The organism is Kribbella sp. NPDC003557 (genome assembly GCF_040610805.1).
GTDB lineage: Bacteria > Actinomycetota > Actinomycetes > Propionibacteriales > Kribbellaceae > Kribbella.
Genome location: NZ_JBEXMY010000006.1, coordinates 393,821 through 410,715, shown reverse-complemented (window position 1 = coordinate 410,715; position 16,895 = coordinate 393,821). Strand labels below are relative to the sequence as shown.

14 protein-coding genes are annotated in these 16,895 nt (G+C 69.2%); 9 read left to right on the top strand and 5 right to left on the bottom strand.

Annotated features, from left to right (window positions below; all coding sequences use genetic code 11):
* Nucleotides 1-111 precede the first annotated feature (111 nt).
* The 7 genes from ABZW60_RS26655 to ABZW60_RS26625 all read left to right on the top strand — a co-directional run bounded on the left by ABZW60_RS26655 (nt 112) and on the right by ABZW60_RS26625 (nt 7,359).
* Nucleotides 112-1,515 carry an extracellular solute-binding protein gene (locus ABZW60_RS26655; protein WP_355481213.1) on the top strand — a complete coding sequence of 468 codons (1,404 nt, stop codon included), beginning with the start codon at nt 112-114 and terminating at the stop codon, nt 1,513-1,515.
* An 88-nt stretch (nt 1,516-1,603) separates the two neighbouring features.
* On the top strand, nt 1,604-2,434 hold the full coding sequence (locus ABZW60_RS26650; RefSeq protein WP_355481211.1) for a sugar ABC transporter permease: 831 nt from the start codon (nt 1,604-1,606) through the stop codon (nt 2,432-2,434).
* Nucleotides 2,431-3,324: a carbohydrate ABC transporter permease gene (locus ABZW60_RS26645; protein WP_355481209.1), complete on the top strand. Its 894-nt coding sequence runs from the start codon at nt 2,431-2,433 to the stop codon at nt 3,322-3,324. The genes ABZW60_RS26650 and ABZW60_RS26645 overlap by 4 nt, the downstream gene beginning before the upstream one ends.
* Entirely contained in the window at nt 3,321-4,196 is an 876-nt protein-coding gene (locus tag ABZW60_RS26640) for an NAD(P)-dependent oxidoreductase (protein WP_355481207.1), read from the top strand. The genes ABZW60_RS26645 and ABZW60_RS26640 overlap by 4 nt, the downstream gene beginning before the upstream one ends.
* On the top strand, nt 4,197-5,450 hold the full coding sequence (locus ABZW60_RS26635; RefSeq protein ID WP_355481205.1) for an enolase C-terminal domain-like protein: 1,254 nt from the start codon (nt 4,197-4,199) through the stop codon (nt 5,448-5,450).
* A 58-nt stretch (nt 5,451-5,508) separates the two neighbouring features.
* Nucleotides 5,509-6,774: an ROK family transcriptional regulator gene (locus ABZW60_RS26630; RefSeq protein ID WP_355481203.1), complete on the top strand. Its 1,266-nt coding sequence runs from the start codon at nt 5,509-5,511 to the stop codon at nt 6,772-6,774.
* Between the two features lie 9 nt (nt 6,775-6,783).
* Nucleotides 6,784-7,359 carry a GNAT family protein gene (locus ABZW60_RS26625; protein ID WP_355481201.1) on the top strand — a complete coding sequence of 192 codons (576 nt, stop codon included), beginning with the start codon at nt 6,784-6,786 and terminating at the stop codon, nt 7,357-7,359.
* A gap of 18 nt (nt 7,360-7,377) precedes the next feature.
* Here the strand turns inward: ABZW60_RS26625 and ABZW60_RS26620 are convergent, their stop codons facing one another.
* The 3 genes from ABZW60_RS26620 to ABZW60_RS26610 all read right to left on the bottom strand — a co-directional run bounded on the left by ABZW60_RS26620 (nt 7,378) and on the right by ABZW60_RS26610 (nt 13,504).
* Nucleotides 7,378-8,466, bottom strand: a complete 1,089-nt coding sequence (locus ABZW60_RS26620) for a Gfo/Idh/MocA family oxidoreductase (protein WP_355481199.1) — start codon at nt 8,464-8,466, stop codon at nt 7,378-7,380.
* A gap of 7 nt (nt 8,467-8,473) precedes the next feature.
* Nucleotides 8,474-12,277: a glycosyl hydrolase family 28-related protein gene (locus ABZW60_RS26615; RefSeq protein ID WP_355481197.1), complete on the bottom strand. Its 3,804-nt coding sequence runs from the start codon at nt 12,275-12,277 to the stop codon at nt 8,474-8,476.
* A 114-nt stretch (nt 12,278-12,391) separates the two neighbouring features.
* A complete protein-coding gene (locus ABZW60_RS26610; RefSeq protein ID WP_355481195.1) occupies nt 12,392-13,504 on the bottom strand; it encodes a tyrosine-type recombinase/integrase in 1,113 nt (370 codons plus the stop codon).
* 125 nt (nt 13,505-13,629) lie between these two features.
* Between ABZW60_RS26610 and ABZW60_RS26605 the strand changes: the two genes are divergently transcribed.
* Nucleotides 13,630-14,772, top strand: coding sequence for a hypothetical protein (locus ABZW60_RS26605; RefSeq protein ID WP_355481193.1), 1,143 nt, complete (start codon nt 13,630-13,632; stop codon nt 14,770-14,772).
* A gap of 32 nt (nt 14,773-14,804) precedes the next feature.
* Here the strand turns inward: ABZW60_RS26605 and ABZW60_RS26600 are convergent, their stop codons facing one another.
* Entirely contained in the window at nt 14,805-15,602 is a 798-nt protein-coding gene (locus ABZW60_RS26600; protein WP_355481191.1) for an NAD(P)H-binding protein, read from the bottom strand.
* Between the two features lie 56 nt (nt 15,603-15,658).
* Between ABZW60_RS26600 and ABZW60_RS26595 the strand changes: the two genes are divergently transcribed.
* Nucleotides 15,659-16,054 (top strand): helix-turn-helix domain-containing protein, encoded by a 396-nt coding sequence (locus ABZW60_RS26595; protein WP_355481189.1) that lies wholly within the window; start codon nt 15,659-15,661, stop codon nt 16,052-16,054.
* A 184-nt stretch (nt 16,055-16,238) separates the two neighbouring features.
* Here the strand turns inward: ABZW60_RS26595 and ABZW60_RS26590 are convergent, their stop codons facing one another.
* On the bottom strand, nt 16,239-16,646 hold the full coding sequence (locus tag ABZW60_RS26590; protein ID WP_355481187.1) for a hypothetical protein: 408 nt from the start codon (nt 16,644-16,646) through the stop codon (nt 16,239-16,241).
* Nucleotides 16,647-16,895 lie beyond the last annotated feature (249 nt).

Genomic DNA, 16,895 nt, shown 5'->3' with positions numbered 1-16,895 from the left:
AGTCGGCAGCAAGGTCTTGAGTTAGTAACACGCTTGGTTTAACTTACTCGGGACCTGGCCGGTGTGTGGCTCAGAGCACATCGGCGGCATCCGGAAACCTGAGGAGTTCCGATGACGAGAGTGAGCAGGTGGGGCCGGTACGGCACGGTGCTGGGTGTCGCCGGGCTGATGCTCGCGGCGGCCGGCTGTGCCAAGGCGACGGATCCGTCGTCGTCCGGCGGCGCGGGCGGGGCCGGTGGTGAGATCGACGAGAAGGCGCCGGTCACGATCACGATCGGCGACCGCCCGACCCCTGACAAGCCGAACGACATCAAGGCGTTCGAGCAGAAGATCAAGGACTTCACGGCGAAGAACCCGAACATCACGGTGAAGTCGACCGAGACCAAGTGGGAGGCGCAGACCTTCCAGGCCCAGGTGGCCGGCGGGACGCTGCCGACGGTGATGAACATCAGCTTCACCGAGCCGGCCAACATGATCCCGAACAAGCAACTCCCGGACATCACCGACGAGCTGAAGCTGGTCGACCTGACCAAGGACCTGAACCCGAACGTGCTGAAGATCGTCCAGGACGCGAACGGGCGGATCTACGGCGTCCCGATCGACGTGTTCTCGGTCGGGCTGGCCTACAACCGGGCGCTGTTCACGCAGGCCGGTCTGGACCCGGACAAGCCGCCGACGACCTGGGACGAGGTCCGGCAGTACGCCAAGCAGATCGCCGAGAAGACCGGCAAGGCCGGCTACGCGCAGCTGACCACGAACAACACCGGCGGCTGGATGCTGACCACGATGACGTACAGCATGGGCGGCACCGTCGAGAGCCAGGACGGGAAGAAGAGCACGTTCAACGACGCGCCGACCAAGAAGGCGCTGCAGCTGCTCAAGGACATGCGCTGGACCGACAACTCGATGGGCAGCAACTTCCTCTACAACCAGGAGGAGATCCGGCAGGACTTCGCGGCCGGGAAGATCGGCATGGTCCTGCAGGCGCCGGACGCCTACGACATGAGCGTGAAGAACTTCGGCATGAAGCCCGCCGACTTCGGTGAGGGCGCGCTGCCGCAGGACGGCGGCCCGCACGGCACGCTGACCGGCGGTTCGCTGAAGATGATCAGCCCGAAGGCGACCAAGAACGAGGTCGTCGCGGCGCTGAAATGGATCAAGTTCGACCAGTTCGACAAGTACACGACCGAGGCGCTGGCCGTGCAGGACGCGAAGACCACGATCGCGGACAAGGGCTTCGTGGGCCGGCCGGGCATCACGCCGTTGAGCCAGGAGACGTACGACCAGTACAACAAGTGGCGCGAGCCGTACGTGAATGTCCCGGTCAAGCAGTTCCAGGGCTACATCGACTCGACGACGAGCCTGAAGCTGCTGCCCGAGCCGTCGAACAAGGGCCAGGAGGTCTACTCGCTGCTCGACCCGGTGGTCCAGCAGGTGCTGACCAAGAAGGACGCGGACATCGACAAGCTGGTGAGCGACGCCGCCTCGAAGATCGACGCCCGCCTGGCGCGGTAGCCCCATGTTCCAGCAAAGAAGGCAGAAGTCCGGCCGGAGTGTTACCACCTGGTACCGCTCCGGCGGGCTCAGCGCCGTCCTGTTCGCCGTGCCCCTGGTACTGATCTTCCTGTACTTCTCCTGGGGCCCGATCGTCCGCGGCCTGGTGCTCAGCTTCCAGAAGAACAACCTCGTCCAGGCCCCGGAGTGGGTCGGGATGGCGAACTTCAGCTACGTGCTGACCGACCCGCAGCTCCCGCAGGCCGCGCTCAACACGCTGTACTTCGCCTTCCTGGCTCTGGTCTTCGGCTTCCCGGTGCCGCTGTTCCTGGCCGTGTTCATCAGCGAGCTGCGCCGCACCGGTTGGCTCTACAACGTGCTGTCGTACCTGCCGGCCGTCGTCCCGCCGGTGGCCGCGATCCTGCTGTGGAAGTTCTTCTACGACCCGAGTACGACGGGGGTGTTCAACTCGATCCTCGGCTGGTTCGGGATCGGGCCGTTCGCCTGGCTGAACTCGCAGACGCTGGCGATGCCGGCGATCGTGCTCGAGGCGACCTGGGCCGGCGCGGGCGCCACGTCGATCATCTACCTGGCGGCGCTGACCGGCGTCCGTACCGAGCTGTACGAGGCGGCCGAGCTGGACGGGTCGGGGATCTGGAGCCGCGTCTGGCACGTCACGCTGCCGCAGATCCGCGGAATCATCCTGATCATGATGCTGCTGCAGCTGATCGGGACGTTCCAGGTGTTCACCGAGCCGTTCCTGTTCACCGGCGGCGGCCCGAACAACGCCACGATGTCGATCCTGCTGCTGATCTACCGGTACGCGTTCATCAACGGCGACTTCGGCGCCGCGACCGCCCTCAGCGTGCTGCTCGCCGGGGTGCTGTGCGTGCTGTCGGTCGTCTACCACTTCGTCACCCGCCGCTGGAGCACGACATGACCGCTGACAATTCTTCGGAACGCGGAATCATCTCCTTCGCCGACCGGAAAGTTTCGGCGGTCCGCTACGGGTTGCCGGCCATCCAGGTCCTGCTGTTCATTGGCGTGGTGATCGCCGGCGTCGGACCCCTGCTGTGGCTGCTGAAGTCCGGTGTCTCGACCAGCCAGGACATCCTCCGCGGCCCGATGCAGCTGTGGCCGTCCGGCATCCAGCTGCAGAACATCCCGGACGCCTGGAACCGCGTGCAGATCGGCGCGTACCTGGGCAACACCGCGTTCATCGCGATCGGCTCGATGATCTCGACGCTGTTCGTGTGTACGACGGGCGCCTTCGTGCTGAGCATCCTGCGGCCGAAGTGGGGACCGATCGTCACCGGCGCCGTGCTCGCGACGCTGTTCCTGCCCGGTGTGATCTCGCTGGTGCCGCTCTATATGACGGTGCTGAAGCTGCCGGTGCTCGGGATCAGCCTGCAGAACACGTTCTGGGCGGTCTGGCTGCCGCAGGCGGCCGGCGCGTTCAACGTGCTGGTGATGAAGCGGTACTTCGACTCGATCCCGCGCGAGCTGATCGAGGCGGCCCGGATCGACGGCGCGAGCAACCTGAGGCTGTTCACGGCGCTGATCCTGCCGCTGTCGAAGCCGATCGTCGGAGTGGTCGCCCTGCTGACCGTGATCGGCTCGTGGAAGGATTACCTCTGGCCGTTGCTGGTGCTGCCGGATCCACGGCTGCAGCCGATCTCGGTCGCCCTGCCACGGGTGGCCAAGACCACAGAGATCTCCCTGCAGATGAGCGCCCTGTTCCTCGCGGTGCTGATACCTGTGGTGCTGTTCTTGTTGTTCCAGAAACAGTTCCTGCGTGGGGTGGGAATGGCCGGAGGTATCAAGGAGTGAGTGAACTGAACGGCCGGCGCGTGCTGGTCACGGGGGCCGCCGGGCGGATCGGGATGACGACGGTCGAGCACCTGAACGCGTTGGGTGCGAAGGTGACCGCGTTGAGCAACGTCGAGCACCCGGACCTGAAGGCGGACCGGGTGCTGATCGGCGACACCCGGTCCGAGACCGACGTCGCGCACGCGCTGGAGGGCGCGGAGTACGTCGTCCACCTGGCGGCGCTCCCGCACCCGTCGGCCGGTACGCCGTACGAGGTGTACACGATCAACGTGGTGTCGACGTTCAACGTGCTGGCCCAGGCCGGTGCCCTCGGCATCGACCGGGCCGTGATCGCGAGCAGCATCAACGCGACCGGCGTACCGTTCAATCCGCACGAGATCCGGCCGCCGTACTTCCCGTGGGACGAGCAGGCGGCCAGTGACGTCGGCGACGCGTACTCGCTGTCGAAGCAGAACGACGAGAACACCGCGCGGATGGCGTGGCGGCGGTGGGGGATCGACGTGGTCGCGTTCCGGTTCCCGCACGTGAACTCGCCGGACGTGCTGCAGGAGATGTCCGGCCACGCCCGCAAGCATCCCGCCGCCGGATTGCGGGAGGCGTGGAGCTACCTGGACACCCGGGACGCGGCGTACGCCGTCGAGCTCGGGCTGACCGCGCCGCTGTCGGGCGCGCACACCTTCTTCGTGACCGCGAGCACCACGGTCGCGCCGTACCTGACCGAGGACCTGCTGGACGCGTACGCGCCGGACGTGCCGAGGTCGCGCTCGTTCGCCGGGCGCGAGGTGCCGATCGACCTGACCGCCGTACGGACCGTGCTGGGCTTCGAGGCCCGGCACGAACTGGACCTGCCAACCCTGACTCTGGAGCCCTGAATGCCCTCGAACTTCGACCAGCCGTGGATTCCGCGGGACGACATCCGGATCCGTGAGGTGAAGGCGATCGTCACCGCCCCGCAAGGGATCCCGCTGGTGGTCGTGAAGATCGACACCACCGAGCCGGGCCTGTACGGGCTCGGCTGCGCGACGTTCACGCAGCGCTGGAAGGCGGTGCAGACGTTCGTCGACGAGCACCTGGCGCGGCTGCTCGTCGGCCGCTACCCGGGTGACATCGGCGACCTCACGCGGCTCGCGTCGTACTCGGGCTACTGGCGCGGCGGACCGGTCACGAACAACGCGGTCTCCGGTATCGACCAGGCGCTCTGGGACATCGCCGGCAAGCGGGCCGGGATGCCGGTGTACGAGCTGCTCGGCGGCAAGGTCCGCGCCGCGGCCGACACCTACATCCACGCCAGCGGCAAGACCATCGAGGACACGATCGACCACGCGCAGAAGCTGATCGCGCAGGGCTGGCGGCACATCCGGCTGCAGGTCTCCACGCCGGGCGGCGGCGGGTACGGCGCTCCGCAGGTGCCGACGCTCTACCCGGACGCGCCGTACCGCAACGGCTGGTCCGCGCGCGACTACCTCCGGACGACGCCGGAGCTGTTCGCCGAAGCCCGGCAGGCGCTGCCGGACAACATCGAGCTGCTCCACGACGTGCACTCGCGGCTGACGCCCAAGGAAGCCGTCATGCTGGCGCGGGCGCTCGAGCCGTACGGGCTGTTCTTCCTCGAGGACGTGCTGCCCCCGGAGCACTGGGACCGGCTGCCCGAGGTGCGGGCGGCGTCGCCGGTGCCGCTGGCGGTCGGCGAACTGACCACGTCGATGACGGATGCCGTCCGGCTGATCCGCGACCACGGCGTCGACTTCATCCGGTCGCACGTGTCCGACATCGGCGGCCTCACCCCGGCACGGAAGCTGGCCGACCTCGCCGAGCTGTCCGGCGTCCGGACGGCCTGGCACGGGCCGGGCGACACGTCGCCGATCGGTGCGGCGGCGAACGTGGCGCTGGACGTCACTTCTGTTGCCTTCGGCATCCAGGAGGGGCACATCTACAACGAGGCGACCTACGAGGTGTTCCCCGGCACGCTGCGGATCGAGGACGGCTGGCTGCGGCCGAACGAGGCGCCCGGCTGGGGTATCGACGTCGACCTGGAGGCGGCGGCCCGTTATCCGGCGGAGTTGTCCGGTCACGACGAGTGGGCGGCCGGCGTCCGGCGGATCGACGGGGCGCTCGAAGCGCCATGATCCGACGGTGATCGGGCAGTACCATCACGGCCAGTAGGGACGAGACGGGGAGGTGGAGATGAGCGATTCGGTCGAGGGACTCGCGGAGCTGCGGCGCGCGGGCGCGAACCAGTACGACCTGGGCTCGTTCAACGAGGCCGTGATCATCGAGACGATCCGGCTGGCCGGCATCATCAGCCGGACCGAGATCTCCCGCCGCACCGGTCTCACCCAGCAGTCGGTGTCGCGGATCCTGCGCATCCTCCTCCAGCAGGGCCTGCTGGTCGAGGAGGCGCAGGAGCGCGCCGAGCGGCTCGGCAAACCGCGGACCCCGGTCCGGCTGCGGTCGAACGCGGCGCACGCGGTCGGCATCCACATCGATCCCGAGCTGCTCACCGTCGCCGTGGTCGACCTGGACGGCACCATCGTGCGCCGCGAGACGGTCGACCTCGCCGACGGTCTCGCGGCGGACAAGCTGATCGACCTGACCGCGGCCACGGTCACCGCGGCGCTGAGCATCAGCCAGATCGACCTCGCCTCGATGCTCGGCGTCGGCGTCGCCGTCCCGGGCCCGATCGACGCGGCCGGAACGCTGCTGGCGCTGCCGTTGCAGCCGGCCTGGCGCGGGCTGAAGATCCGTGAGTTGCTGCAGCAGAAGCTGAACCACCCGGTCCTGGTGGAGAAGGACGGTACGGCGGCCGCGATCGGCGAACGCTGGATCGGGCGGTCGGCGCGGGCCCGCGACTTCGCCTACCTCTACCTCGGGACGGGCGTCGGCAGCGGCCTGATCCTGAACGGCTCGATCTATCGCGGCGGCACGGCGAACGCGGGCGAGTTCGGGCAGATCGCGGCGCTGCGGATGGGGGAGTGGGACCCTTCCGACGGCCCGCGGATGGTCCCCGAGTGCAACCCGACGGCGTCGCTGCCGGTGATCGCGGGCGAGTTCGGGTACGTCGAGACCGATCCGCACGCCACCGACGAAGCCAAGCGGTACCGCGCCGTGTGCAAGGCCTCGGCCGACGGCAACGAGGCCGCGGTGAACGCGGTCACGCAGGTCGCCCGGGTGATCGGGCAGGGCGCGGTCGGGCTCGTGGACCTGCTCGACATCGACCTCGTCGTGCTCGGCGGACCGGCGTTCGGCAAGGAGATCTCGGAGATCTTCCTGACCGAGATCGGGCGCGCCGTGAACGCGCACCCGGTGGCGCGGGAGACCCGGCCGGTCGCGGTCGAGGAGTCCATGCTGCAGACCGACGCGGCCGCGGTCGGCGCCGCGTCGACGATCTTCCACGACGCGTTCACGCCGCGGGTGTCGGGCTCGAGTCAGGCGCGGCGACTGCCGAAATAGGATGCGCGGGTGGATCCGACCCTCACCGATGCCCTGACCGCTCCGCTCACCGATTCGGTCACCCTGCGCCCGGTCCGCTCCGAGGACGCGGCCTCGTACTGCGAGGCGATCTGGCGCAGCCGCGAGCAGGTCGCGCCGTACGAGCCGCGACGGCCGGACGAGTGGTACACCCCGGAGTTCCAGGCGACGCGTTTCGCCGAGCAGCTGAAGCTGAACAACGCGGTCCCGTGGGTGCTGGCCGAGGGCGACCGCGTGATCGGGACGGCGACGCTGACCAACATCGTGCACGGCGCTTGGCGCAACGGCGACATCGGCTACTGGGTCGATGTCGCGGAGGCCGGCAAGGGTCTGGCAACAGCGGCGCTCACCGAGGTGTGCCGGCTGGCCGACGAGGTCCTGCTGCTGCACCGGATCGCGGCCAGCACCAACCACGACAACACGCGGTCACAGCGGGTGCTGCAGAAATGCGGGTTCGAGCAGTACGGATTCGCGCCGGAGTACCTGCACATCAACGGGCAGTGGCGCGACAGCAAGCTGTACCACCGGATCCTCAACAAGCGCGGGCCGGGCGAGCCGCCGGCCTGAGACGGCTCGCCCTTCGCGTCAGCTGGGCGGGAGACCGATACCCCGGGAGACGTCGACGTCGTCGTACCTGCCTTCGAGGACGTCGATGAACTTGACCGGGCGCTGGAGCGTGGACGCGATGTAGACGGCTCGCACCGTGGCCAGCGCGTCGATCGCGTCCTGGACCGTGATCGCGGGCTGGGAGCCGTCCGTGATGGCCTTGAGGATGTCGTCGTACTGCGCGCGGTGGCCGCCTGGGTCGCCTGCGTCGGTGGGGACGTCGGTCTTGTCCCCGTCCACGTTCAGGCGGCGGAGGCGGTCGTCCTCGACCTCGGCGCCGCCTTCGGTGCCGTGGACGGAGACTCTCGTGCGGCCGCCGGGGAAGGCAGCCGTCGTGGCGTGCAGGGTGCCGACGGCGCCGTTCTCGAAGGTCAGCGTCGCGACGACGGTGTCCTCGACCTCGATCGCGTGGTGGGCGGCCCGCAGCGCCTGGGCCTGGATGGTCACCGGGCGGCCCATGAACCACAGCATCAGGTCGACGGTGTGGACGCCCTGGTTCATCAGCGCCCCACCGCCGTCCTGCTCCCAGGTCCCGCGCCAGCCGGCCGACGCGTAGTACTCGTCGCTGCGCCACCAGGCCACCGTCGCCACCGACGACGTCAGCTGCCCGAACCGCCCGGCGTCGATCGCCTGCTTGACCACCGCGCTGCCGGCGTCGAAGCGGTGCTGGCTGATCACCGACGACACCACGCCGTGGTTCGCGGCCCGGGTGGCCGCCGCGCCGAGGCGGCGGGCCCGGACCAGGTCGACGTCGAGCGGCTTCTCGATCACGACGTGCTTCTTCTCGTTCAGCGCCTGCTCGGCCAGCGCTGCGTGCGTGCCGCTGGGCGTGCAGATCGCCACCAGGGAGACGTCCGACCCACTCAGCGCCGCGGTCAGGTCGTCGTACACCTTCGGCTCGGGCCGGCCGAGCTCGACCAGGTGGGCCCGGAGCGCCTCCCGGGCCGCGGCGTCACCGTCCACCAGGGCGGTGACGATCGCGTCCGGCCGTTCCGCGACGGTCTGGGCGTGGGTGCGGCCGATGATGCCGCACCCGACGATCGCGACCTGCTGTTGTGTGTCAGCCATCTCGCTCCTACGTGAAGTTCGCGGTCAGTGCCTGGTCCGCCGTGACGGTGAAGGTGTAGGACGGCTGGGTCGACACCACCGTCCCGTCGACGGTCCAGTTCTGGAAAACGCTATCCGATCCTGGCGCCGCCGTCACGGTGACCTGCGCGCCGACCTCGTACGTTCCCGGTTCGGACTCGTTCCCGGCGATCGCCACGGTGCCGTCGCCGGTGGCCTGCACGGAGACGCGGCGTTGCACGACGTTGATCACCATCACGTTGCGTACCGTGGCCGGTCCGCTCAGCGTGGCGCCGTTGTAGCGGGCGAGGTTCGTCGCCTCGACGTCGCCGCTCGCCACCCGGACCGTGTACCCGTCGGCGCCGAGGTTGTCGGTGCCCAGGTTGAACGCGTCGACCTGGCCCGAGTTCACCACCAGACCGTCGTGGAACCCGTAGGCGAACACGTTCAGCAGCGTCAGCCCGCGGGCCCCGTCGACCGTGACGATCTTCGCGGTCTTGCGCATGTACTTGTCGATGACGAGCTCGAAGATGCGGCCCTCGTTCATCCAGTACGGCTGCTGGTACCCGACCCGGGTGACCGCGTTGCCGTTCGACAGCACGCCCTCGACACGGCCGTTGCGGCCCGGGCCGATCGCGATCGCGTGGTCGAAGAACGCGCCCGCGACCTTGCGGACCAGCACGTCGTCACCGCTCAGGTCGATACCGTTCCAGGCGTTCGGGAAGCCGGCGTTGACGACGTAGTTCCCGCCGGCGTGCCCGCGGATCGCGTACGGATAGGGCAGCACGCCCTCGGCGCGGCCCGGATTGTTCTCCGGGTAGAAGACCCGCAGCCCACGCACACCGGCGCGGTTCTGCAGGGTGATCAACGCCGTGTCGGTGTTCCGCTCGAACGCCTGGAGCACCGTCCCGCCGCTGGCTCCGCCCTGGTCCCGGTTCGGTACGGCGGACGCGCCGCGCAGCTCGACCTTCGCCGGGACGCTCAGGTGCGTGCTGATCCGGTACCACCCAGCGGGCAGGTAGACGATCCCGCCGCCTTCACGTCCGGCCCGGTCGAGGACCTTCTGCACCGCCCGAGTTGCGTCCGCGGCCGGCAGGTAGCCGACTCCGTGCGGCGCGTCCACGACGTACAGCTTCTGCACCGGCTTGGGCAGGGGCTTCTGTGTGTATGTCGGGGCGGTGCCGGACATGTGGTGGATGATCCCGGTCTGCGCGCCGACGACCTCGGTGCCGGTGATCTTGACGTAGCCACGAGAGTTGTTGGCGATGCCGCCGTCGACGTGGCCGCCGGCCAGGGTCAGGCCCCACCGGTCGTCCATCACGTCGACGAGCAGCCCGGTCCCGGTCCGGCGTAGGTCGGGCTCGAGGAAGCTGCCCGTGAACTGCGCCCGCTGGCCCGCGACGACGTGGATGCCGACGGCGTAGTCGGACAGCGCGATCCGGTAGAACTGGTCCCACTCGAGATCGCCGAGCACCAGACCGGTGCCGTGCGCCCGGGTCCACGCGTCAAGCACCGCACGCGCCGGCGGGTGGAACGCGGCCGGGGCGGCCGACCAGTACGAGTTGCTGAAGGTGACGTTCTCCCAGGTGCCGACGTCGGCGCCGTTGTAGGCACGCGCGCCCTCGAACAGCGCCGTACCGCGGACGTTGCGGATCGTCGTGGACTCGTGCACCTGACCCGAGCTCGGGGCGTTGCCGTGGTCGTTCGGCATCGTGCTGACGCCGATCCCGCGGTAGGAGTTCAGCATGGTGACGTCGGAGACCGTCGCCATCATGTAGTTCTCGTTGCCGATCCAGGCGCCGCCGGGGATCTCGAACGTGTAGTTGTACGGGATCGGCGAGGCCGCGTTCTGGTTCGGGTAGTACGTCGTGACGCCGAGGACGCCCGCGCTGCCGCCGATCCGGAACAGGCTCGGCCCGTCGTCACCGGAGCGCAGGTCGGCGACGATCACCGTGCCCGTGCCGAGCTTCTGGCCGTGGTCGCCGCGCAGGCTGCAGAACGCGTGGACCTCGATCGTGTCGGTGACCTCGTACCGCCCGGCCGGCAACCAGACCGTTCCGCCGCCCGCGTCCTGGCAGGCGTAGATCGCCTGCTGGATCGCCTTCGTGGAGTCGCGGCGGCCGCTGGGGTCGGCGCCGTACTGTGTGGCGTCGAAGTCCGCGACCACGCCGTCCTCGGTCGGGTTGCTGGTCGTCACGAGCCGTGGCGTCGGAGTCACGACGGGCACGAGCCGCAGCTGCAGCTCCTTGACGCTGAACGAGTCGGCGCCGGTCATCGCGACCCGCACGTACCTTGCGCTCACGGTCGCGAACCGCGTGCGGCTGAACTGGTTGCCGCCCGGGGATCCGGTCCGCCCGACGTCGACGAACTTCTTCCCGTCGTTCGAGATCTGGACGGTGTAGTCGGGGGAGTACGCCTCGGCCCACTCGACCCGCACGTCGTTGACCGGCCGCGGGGTGCCGAGGTCCACCTGCAACCACGCGTTCGCCCCGCCGGACCAGGCCGTCTGATGATTGTTGTCGTTGATGTTCGAGGCACCGGTCCCGCCGCTCGCGGTCGCCGTACCGTCGTCGGCGAAGTTGGTGTCGATGACGGACGCGGTGAAGGCGTCGAGGGCGGCCTGCAAGGTCTTGAGTGCGTCCTTGACCTGTACGTCGGTGACGCCCGGGGTGGACGCGATCGCCTGAGCGTTGTCGAGCGCGTCCTGCAACGTGGCGCGGCTGCCGACCGGGTACTGGCCGTCACGGGCCCCCTCGCGGGCCGCCTTCTCGGTGCGGGTGGCCTGGCCGATCAGGTCGACGAGGCCCTCGGTGACGTCGAGCGTGGTGGCGACCTTGGCGACCCGGACCGCTGCGACCTTGAGATCGACCGTGCCGTCGCCGTTGTGGATCCGGAAGTCGCCGCCGTTCGAGCGGTTCGTCATCACCGCGTCGGGCAGCGCGAACGTGTAGGTCTTCCAGGTCTTGGTGTCGCCGTACCGGACGACCTCGGAGTTCTTGAACTTCTCCGGGATCGTCTCGCCGGGGGAGTCGTAGTGCAGCCCGAACTGGCCGTTGCCCTCGTCGAAGTAGTCCATGCTGACCAGGACGAGACCGCGGTTGTCGTACAGGTAGGTGTCGGCGACGTTCATGTAGAAGAAGCTCGTGCCGGGCGCGGGCGCCGTACGGTCGGTCTGCCAGTACGCGCGGCCGTCCTGGACGCCGGTGACCAGGTGCGCGGCGTCGTCGCCGGCGCGCGGGCTGATCCCGTTCTGCACCGGGGCGGCGCCGAGTTGCACGGCGGCGCCCGCCGTACTGATCCGCAGGCCGGCGACCGTGATGTCGGTGCTGCCTCCGAACAGCCGGACGTCGGCGTCGCCGAGCCGGTTGGTGAAGGCGATGCCGCTGAGCGCGAAGACGCCGGTCCTCCACTGACCGGAGTTGGTGAGCTGGACGTCGGTCGCGTCCTGCTGCGGATTCGCTGTCGCGTCGTACTGCAGCTCGAGCGTTCCGGAGCCGGTGTCGAGATACGTCACCGTCACCAGGACGTCGTCGGTGCCGATCTCGTCCACGTAGTCGTGGTCGACGTCGAACTCCAGGTAGCCGGTGCCGGCCGCCTGGTTCGTCTGCCAGTAGGTGCGGCCCTGTTCGGTGCCGGTGCGCAGACCGGCCGGATCGTCACCGGCGGCAGGTTTCACGCCGAGAGTGGTCGGCGCCGGCCCGAGATCGGCACCGACGCCGCTGGGATACATCGTGGCCGCGTGCGCCGTCGGTACGGCGAGCAGCCCGCTCAGCAGGACAGCGGGAAGCACCCGCGCGAGCAAGCGTCTGGACATGCTGGAACCTCCAGGTGGCGGGACTGGAAGACAGGCGAGAGCAGCTGCGCGGATAAGTTAAACCAAGCGTGTTACTTATTCAAGAGGCCGTCACCAGGCCGTCGTCGGCGTGGGTCAACTCGGGGATTTCAGGTGACGGGGGACGGCGGTCATGACGCGGCCGAGGTCGTCGGTGAGGGCTGCGACCCGCTCGGCGCGGCCGTCGTCGTCGATGTAGACCATCACGGTGCGGACGTCGGCGTGACCGGACAGCTCCTGCAATTCCTCGGCGCCGTGGCCGCGGCGCTTCTGGTCGGTGATCGCCGTCGCGCGCAGCGCGTGCGGACCGACGGTTTCGGGGCGGGGGATGCCGGCCGCCTTGGCCAGGCGGCGGAGCAGCCGGGTGACGTCGTGACGGTCGAGCCGGCCACCGGAGGCATCGGCGATGAGCGGGGCCGGTCCCACACCGGTCCACGCCGGACGCATCGCGCGATACAGGTCGAGTAGCTCGGCCACCGTGGTCTCGAGCGGCACCCGGACCGACTTACCGCCCTTGCGGGTGACGACCAGCCACGTCCTCCGGCCCTCGTCGTGGCGGTCGGAGTCGTCGGCCCCGCACAGCTCGGAGACTCGCAGGGCGCCGGTGTAGAGCAGGCCGACGATCAGCGCGTCACGGACATCTACCGCTGCTGCGAGCAAGGCTGCGACCTGGTCAGCGTCCAGCACCCGCGCCGAGGTGGCGCGCCGGCCGCGGTGGAACTTCGGCCGGTGGTCGTCGTCGGAGATCGGGCAGACCGCCGGCAGACCCCAGCCCGCGGCGTATCGGTACAGGCTGGATAGCGCCGACAGCCTGCGCGAGATCGACGACGAGGCCGCACCAGCATCCTGCTGACAGGTCAGCCACATCGTCACCTCGCCGCGATGCAGGTCCAGACCGAACCGCTGCCGGCCGAGCTCGCGACGAGCCCAGTCGGCCCACAGCAGTAGGTCGTCGGCATACCCGATGCGGGTGTCGTGGCTCGCCCGCCGGGAGCCGCCCAGCCATAGCACTACCAGGGCGGTCAGCTCCGGGGTGAGTGCTTCGGCGAGCAGGTCGAGACGGTCGACCGGATCCGCGCCCGGATCGTGCAGCGGACGTCGTCGCCCGAGGGAGCGCCGTACGGCGGCTTCGGTGACCGGATCGGGTGCCGGCAGCTCGACCGCGGTCTCGACAGGGCGAAAGACGAGCGGTTCCGGGAGATCGTCCACAGAGAGAAACTAGCGCATAACGGGGATTATGCGCTACTTCAGTTCAGTTTCGTTCAGTCAAAAGTAGTAGGCGAAAACCAAACGTAAAGCCGAACTTTATCGACGTAATCCGGTAGGGTGGCGTCATGACGGAAACGGATCTCACCGCGCAGCGTCGGCAAGGGCTGTGCGAGTTCCCGGGCGTGAGCTGCAGGAACCCGAAGCAGGCCGATGCCGGGACGCCGGGGCGCCCGCCGAAGTACTGCGGGCGGGAAGGAGTGGGCGTCGACGGGAAGCCCGTCGTGCACAACAAGGCGAACGCGTGGGCAGCGAAGAACCGTCTGGCCCGACAGCCGGTGCGTCGTGACCTCACTGCGCCCGCCGGCTCCGAACCGGAGACAGGGCCGGTGACCGCGGCACGGATGACGCTCGAGCAGTTGATGAAGGGCAACCTGCCGCGTCTGGTGGAGGAGCTGGAGGGATACCTCGCGCAGATCGCGGAGGCAGTGCGGACGTACGGCGACGCGGAAGCGGTCGCGGCCGAGGTGGAGCAGTTGCAGGCAGCGTCGCGGGCGCAGTTGGCCGACGTGGAGAAGCAGCGTGGCCAGGAAGAGCACCGCCGGCGCAAGGCGGAGCAGCAGGCGGCCGAAGCCGAGGATGCTCGGGAGGAAGCCGACGAGGCGGCCCGGGAAGCTGTGGCGGCGCTGGACGAGGCTCGTGCCGATCTAGCGGTTGCCGAGGAAGCGGCGCAGCAGGCCCGGCTGGACGCGGCGGCGGTCCGTGAGAGCTCTGCCGCGGAGCTGGAGAAGACCCGGCAGGAGAGCGCGGCTGCTCGTGACGCCGCGGCCGCAGAGGTGGAGCGAGTGCGCGCCGAGGCAGAGCAGCGGATTCGCGACCTTCAGGCCGCGACTGACGAGCAGCTCCGCCAGGCCCGTGGTGAGGCCGAGGCGGCGCGGATCGCTCAGGCCGCGGCCGAGGCCGAGCGGCAGACCGCGCAGCAGTCCGCTGACCAGTTGCGCGCCGAAGTGAGCCAGGAGCGCGAGCGACACCGCGCCGAGCTCGACGCGGTGCGCAGCGACTTCCGCGCCGACCGCGACCAGCTCCGTGCCGATCACCAGTCCCAGCTGGCCGACGTGAAGGAGGCGGCTGAGGATCGGTTCGCCGCGCTCAACGCCGCCCAGCGCGCGGCGGAACAGGTCGCGGAGACCCTCCGCCTCCAATTGGAGACCCGCCCCGCTCCAACCAACTCAGACAAGGAAGAAGCGGGGGAGGTTGTGGCAGGCAACTGAACCGCAGCTCCGGATCAGCTCCTGCCCGTCGTTCAGCGGAATGCGTGGAGGTTGCGGTCGACCCAGTCGGCGAAGGTGTGCGGTGCGCGGCCGAGGACGGCCTCGATGTCCGGACTCACCTGTTGTTCGGCGGGAGTCGGGGTGCCGAGGACGTCGAGGGTGGCTTCGACGACGGGCTCCGGCATGAAGCTGAGCATGCCGGCGCGGGCCAGGTCGCGGGTCAGTTCCGTGAAGCTGATCGGCGTACCGATCGCGGCCTGGATCACCTCGGACTGCTGTCGCGGCGAGATGGCGACCGGGCCGGTCAGGGTGTAGACGGCGTTCGCGTGGCCGGATTCGCGAAGGGCCGCCGCGGCGACCTCGGCGATGTCCTGCGGGTCGACGGCGGGCAGTGCGACGTCCGCGAACGGCGCGGCCATCGCACGCTGGGTACGGATCGACTCGGCCCACGCGAACGCGTTGCTGGCGAAGTTCCCGGGCCGCAGGATCGTCCACTCCAGTCCCGAACCTGTGACCGCGTCCTCATGGATCGCGGGATGGCGCTCGGTCCCGACGCCTTGTGACGACAGCAGTACGACGCGCGGGACGCCCGCGTCGCGGATCACGTCGAGGACGGGCTGGAGGTTGCCGCCGGCAATGAAGTCGGCGGAGGTGAGGAGGAAGACGGCCTTCGCGCCGTCGAGGGCAGGGGTCAGGGTCTCGGGACGGGTCAGGTCGGCCCGGTGGCCGTCGCCGTGCCGCGAGACGGCGACGACATCCTCGCCGGCGGCGGTCAGGGTCTGGACGAGTGGGCGGCCTACGTTGCCGGTTGCTCCGGTGATCACGATCATGGCGATGACGCTACTGGCCGCGGGATAGTAGGTACCTAGAGGATAGTATTGGGTTTGTGAGCGAGAGCACAGCAACCGAGGCAGCAGCCGATCCCGTGCAGGCGTGCCCGATCGCGCCCGTCGTGGACCTGGTCTTCAGCCGGTGGACGACGCCGATCCTGTGGACGCTGAACGAGTACGGGCGGCAGCGGTTCGTCGAGCTGCAGCGGCGGATCGGCGTGATCACACCCAAGGTGCTCACCCAGCGCCTACGCCAGCTGGAACGCGACGGCCTGATCACCCGCACGTATCACGCCGAGGTCCCGCCCCGCGTCGAGTACGACATCAGCCCGCTCGGCCGCAGCCTCGCTCCGCTCTTCCACTCCCTGGCCCAGTGGTCACCCAACCTGGCGAAAGTCGAAGCCGCCCGCCAGCACTTCGACACCCACGAACCAGCCCACCGCCGCCCCTGACCCCACCCACTTCCCCACGAGCGGATACCCCCGCGTGTGGGGGGTTCTTCGCGCGTCTACCAACGGAGAACCCCCAACAGGCGGGGTTATCCGCTCGAGTTGGACTGGGCGCGAGTTGGACTGGGCGCGGGGTGGACCGGGCGCGGGTGACGATGCGGTTGGGCGGGGCGGTTGGGCGGGGTGGTCAGGCGACGCCCGCCAGTTCGCGGGTGGGAACGGTGGCCAGCAGCGTGAGGAAGTGCGTGGTCGCGTCGGCCAGGCGGAGCAGGCCCGCCTCGTGCCGGCGCCAGCCGAACTCGAGCTCGCCGTCGAGTGTGCGTTCGGCAAGCGGCACGGCGTACCGGCTGAGCGTCACGCGGGACGGGCCGGACTGCGGGTGGTGGTCACCGCAGCCGCACTCGGCGGGGATCGTGATCGCGGTCAGTGCGTCGGGTGCGTAGGTCCGCAGGCGCAGCGTCGTACCGCGGGCGGTGAAGTGGGCGATGGTGGCGTCGGGCAGCTGGACGAGCAGCTCGACCGGTACGGCGTACGAACCGGGGAGGAGCTGGAGACCACGAGACGCGAGCAGATCGGCGAGAGCCGGGAGATTCATGCGATGTTCCTGTGTGTGCTGTGTCGGCGGGCGGGCCACGGAAAAGGTCAGGGCCTCGTGCGCCGGGAGCCGGCGCTCGTCAGCGACAACAGCAACAACACAGCATCTGCATGCCGAAGATCATGACAGCAGCGAGGGGCGAGCGCCAAACACCGTCCGCGATCTGGGACGACTGTCCGTGATGTGTCAGGTATGCGTCAGGGCTCCGTCAGGGGGAGGAGTGGACCCTCCCGTTACCGGAGGGGCCAT

Bases quoted from the DNA above. Each gene is read 5' to 3' on its own strand.
- ABZW60_RS26655 (WP_355481213.1), top strand. From the start codon at position 112: ATGACGAGAGTGAGCAGGTGGGGCCGGTACGGCACGGTGCTGGGTGTC.
- ABZW60_RS26645 (WP_355481209.1), top strand. From the start codon at position 2,431: ATGACCGCTGACAATTCTTCGGAACGCGGAATCATCTCCTTCGCCGAC.
- ABZW60_RS26635 (WP_355481205.1), top strand. From the start codon at position 4,197: ATGCCCTCGAACTTCGACCAGCCGTGGATTCCGCGGGACGACATCCGG.
- ABZW60_RS26630 (WP_355481203.1), top strand. From the start codon at position 5,509: ATGAGCGATTCGGTCGAGGGACTCGCGGAGCTGCGGCGCGCGGGCGCG.
- ABZW60_RS26620 (WP_355481199.1), bottom strand. From the start codon at position 8,466: ATGGCTGACACACAACAGCAGGTCGCGATCGTCGGGTGCGGCATCATC.
- ABZW60_RS26615 (WP_355481197.1), bottom strand. From the start codon at position 12,277: ATGTCCAGACGCTTGCTCGCGCGGGTGCTTCCCGCTGTCCTGCTGAGC.
- ABZW60_RS26605 (WP_355481193.1), top strand. From the start codon at position 13,630: ATGACGGAAACGGATCTCACCGCGCAGCGTCGGCAAGGGCTGTGCGAG.
- ABZW60_RS26600 (WP_355481191.1), bottom strand. From the start codon at position 15,602: ATGATCGTGATCACCGGAGCAACCGGCAACGTAGGCCGCCCACTCGTC.
- ABZW60_RS26590 (WP_355481187.1), bottom strand. From the start codon at position 16,646: ATGAATCTCCCGGCTCTCGCCGATCTGCTCGCGTCTCGTGGTCTCCAG.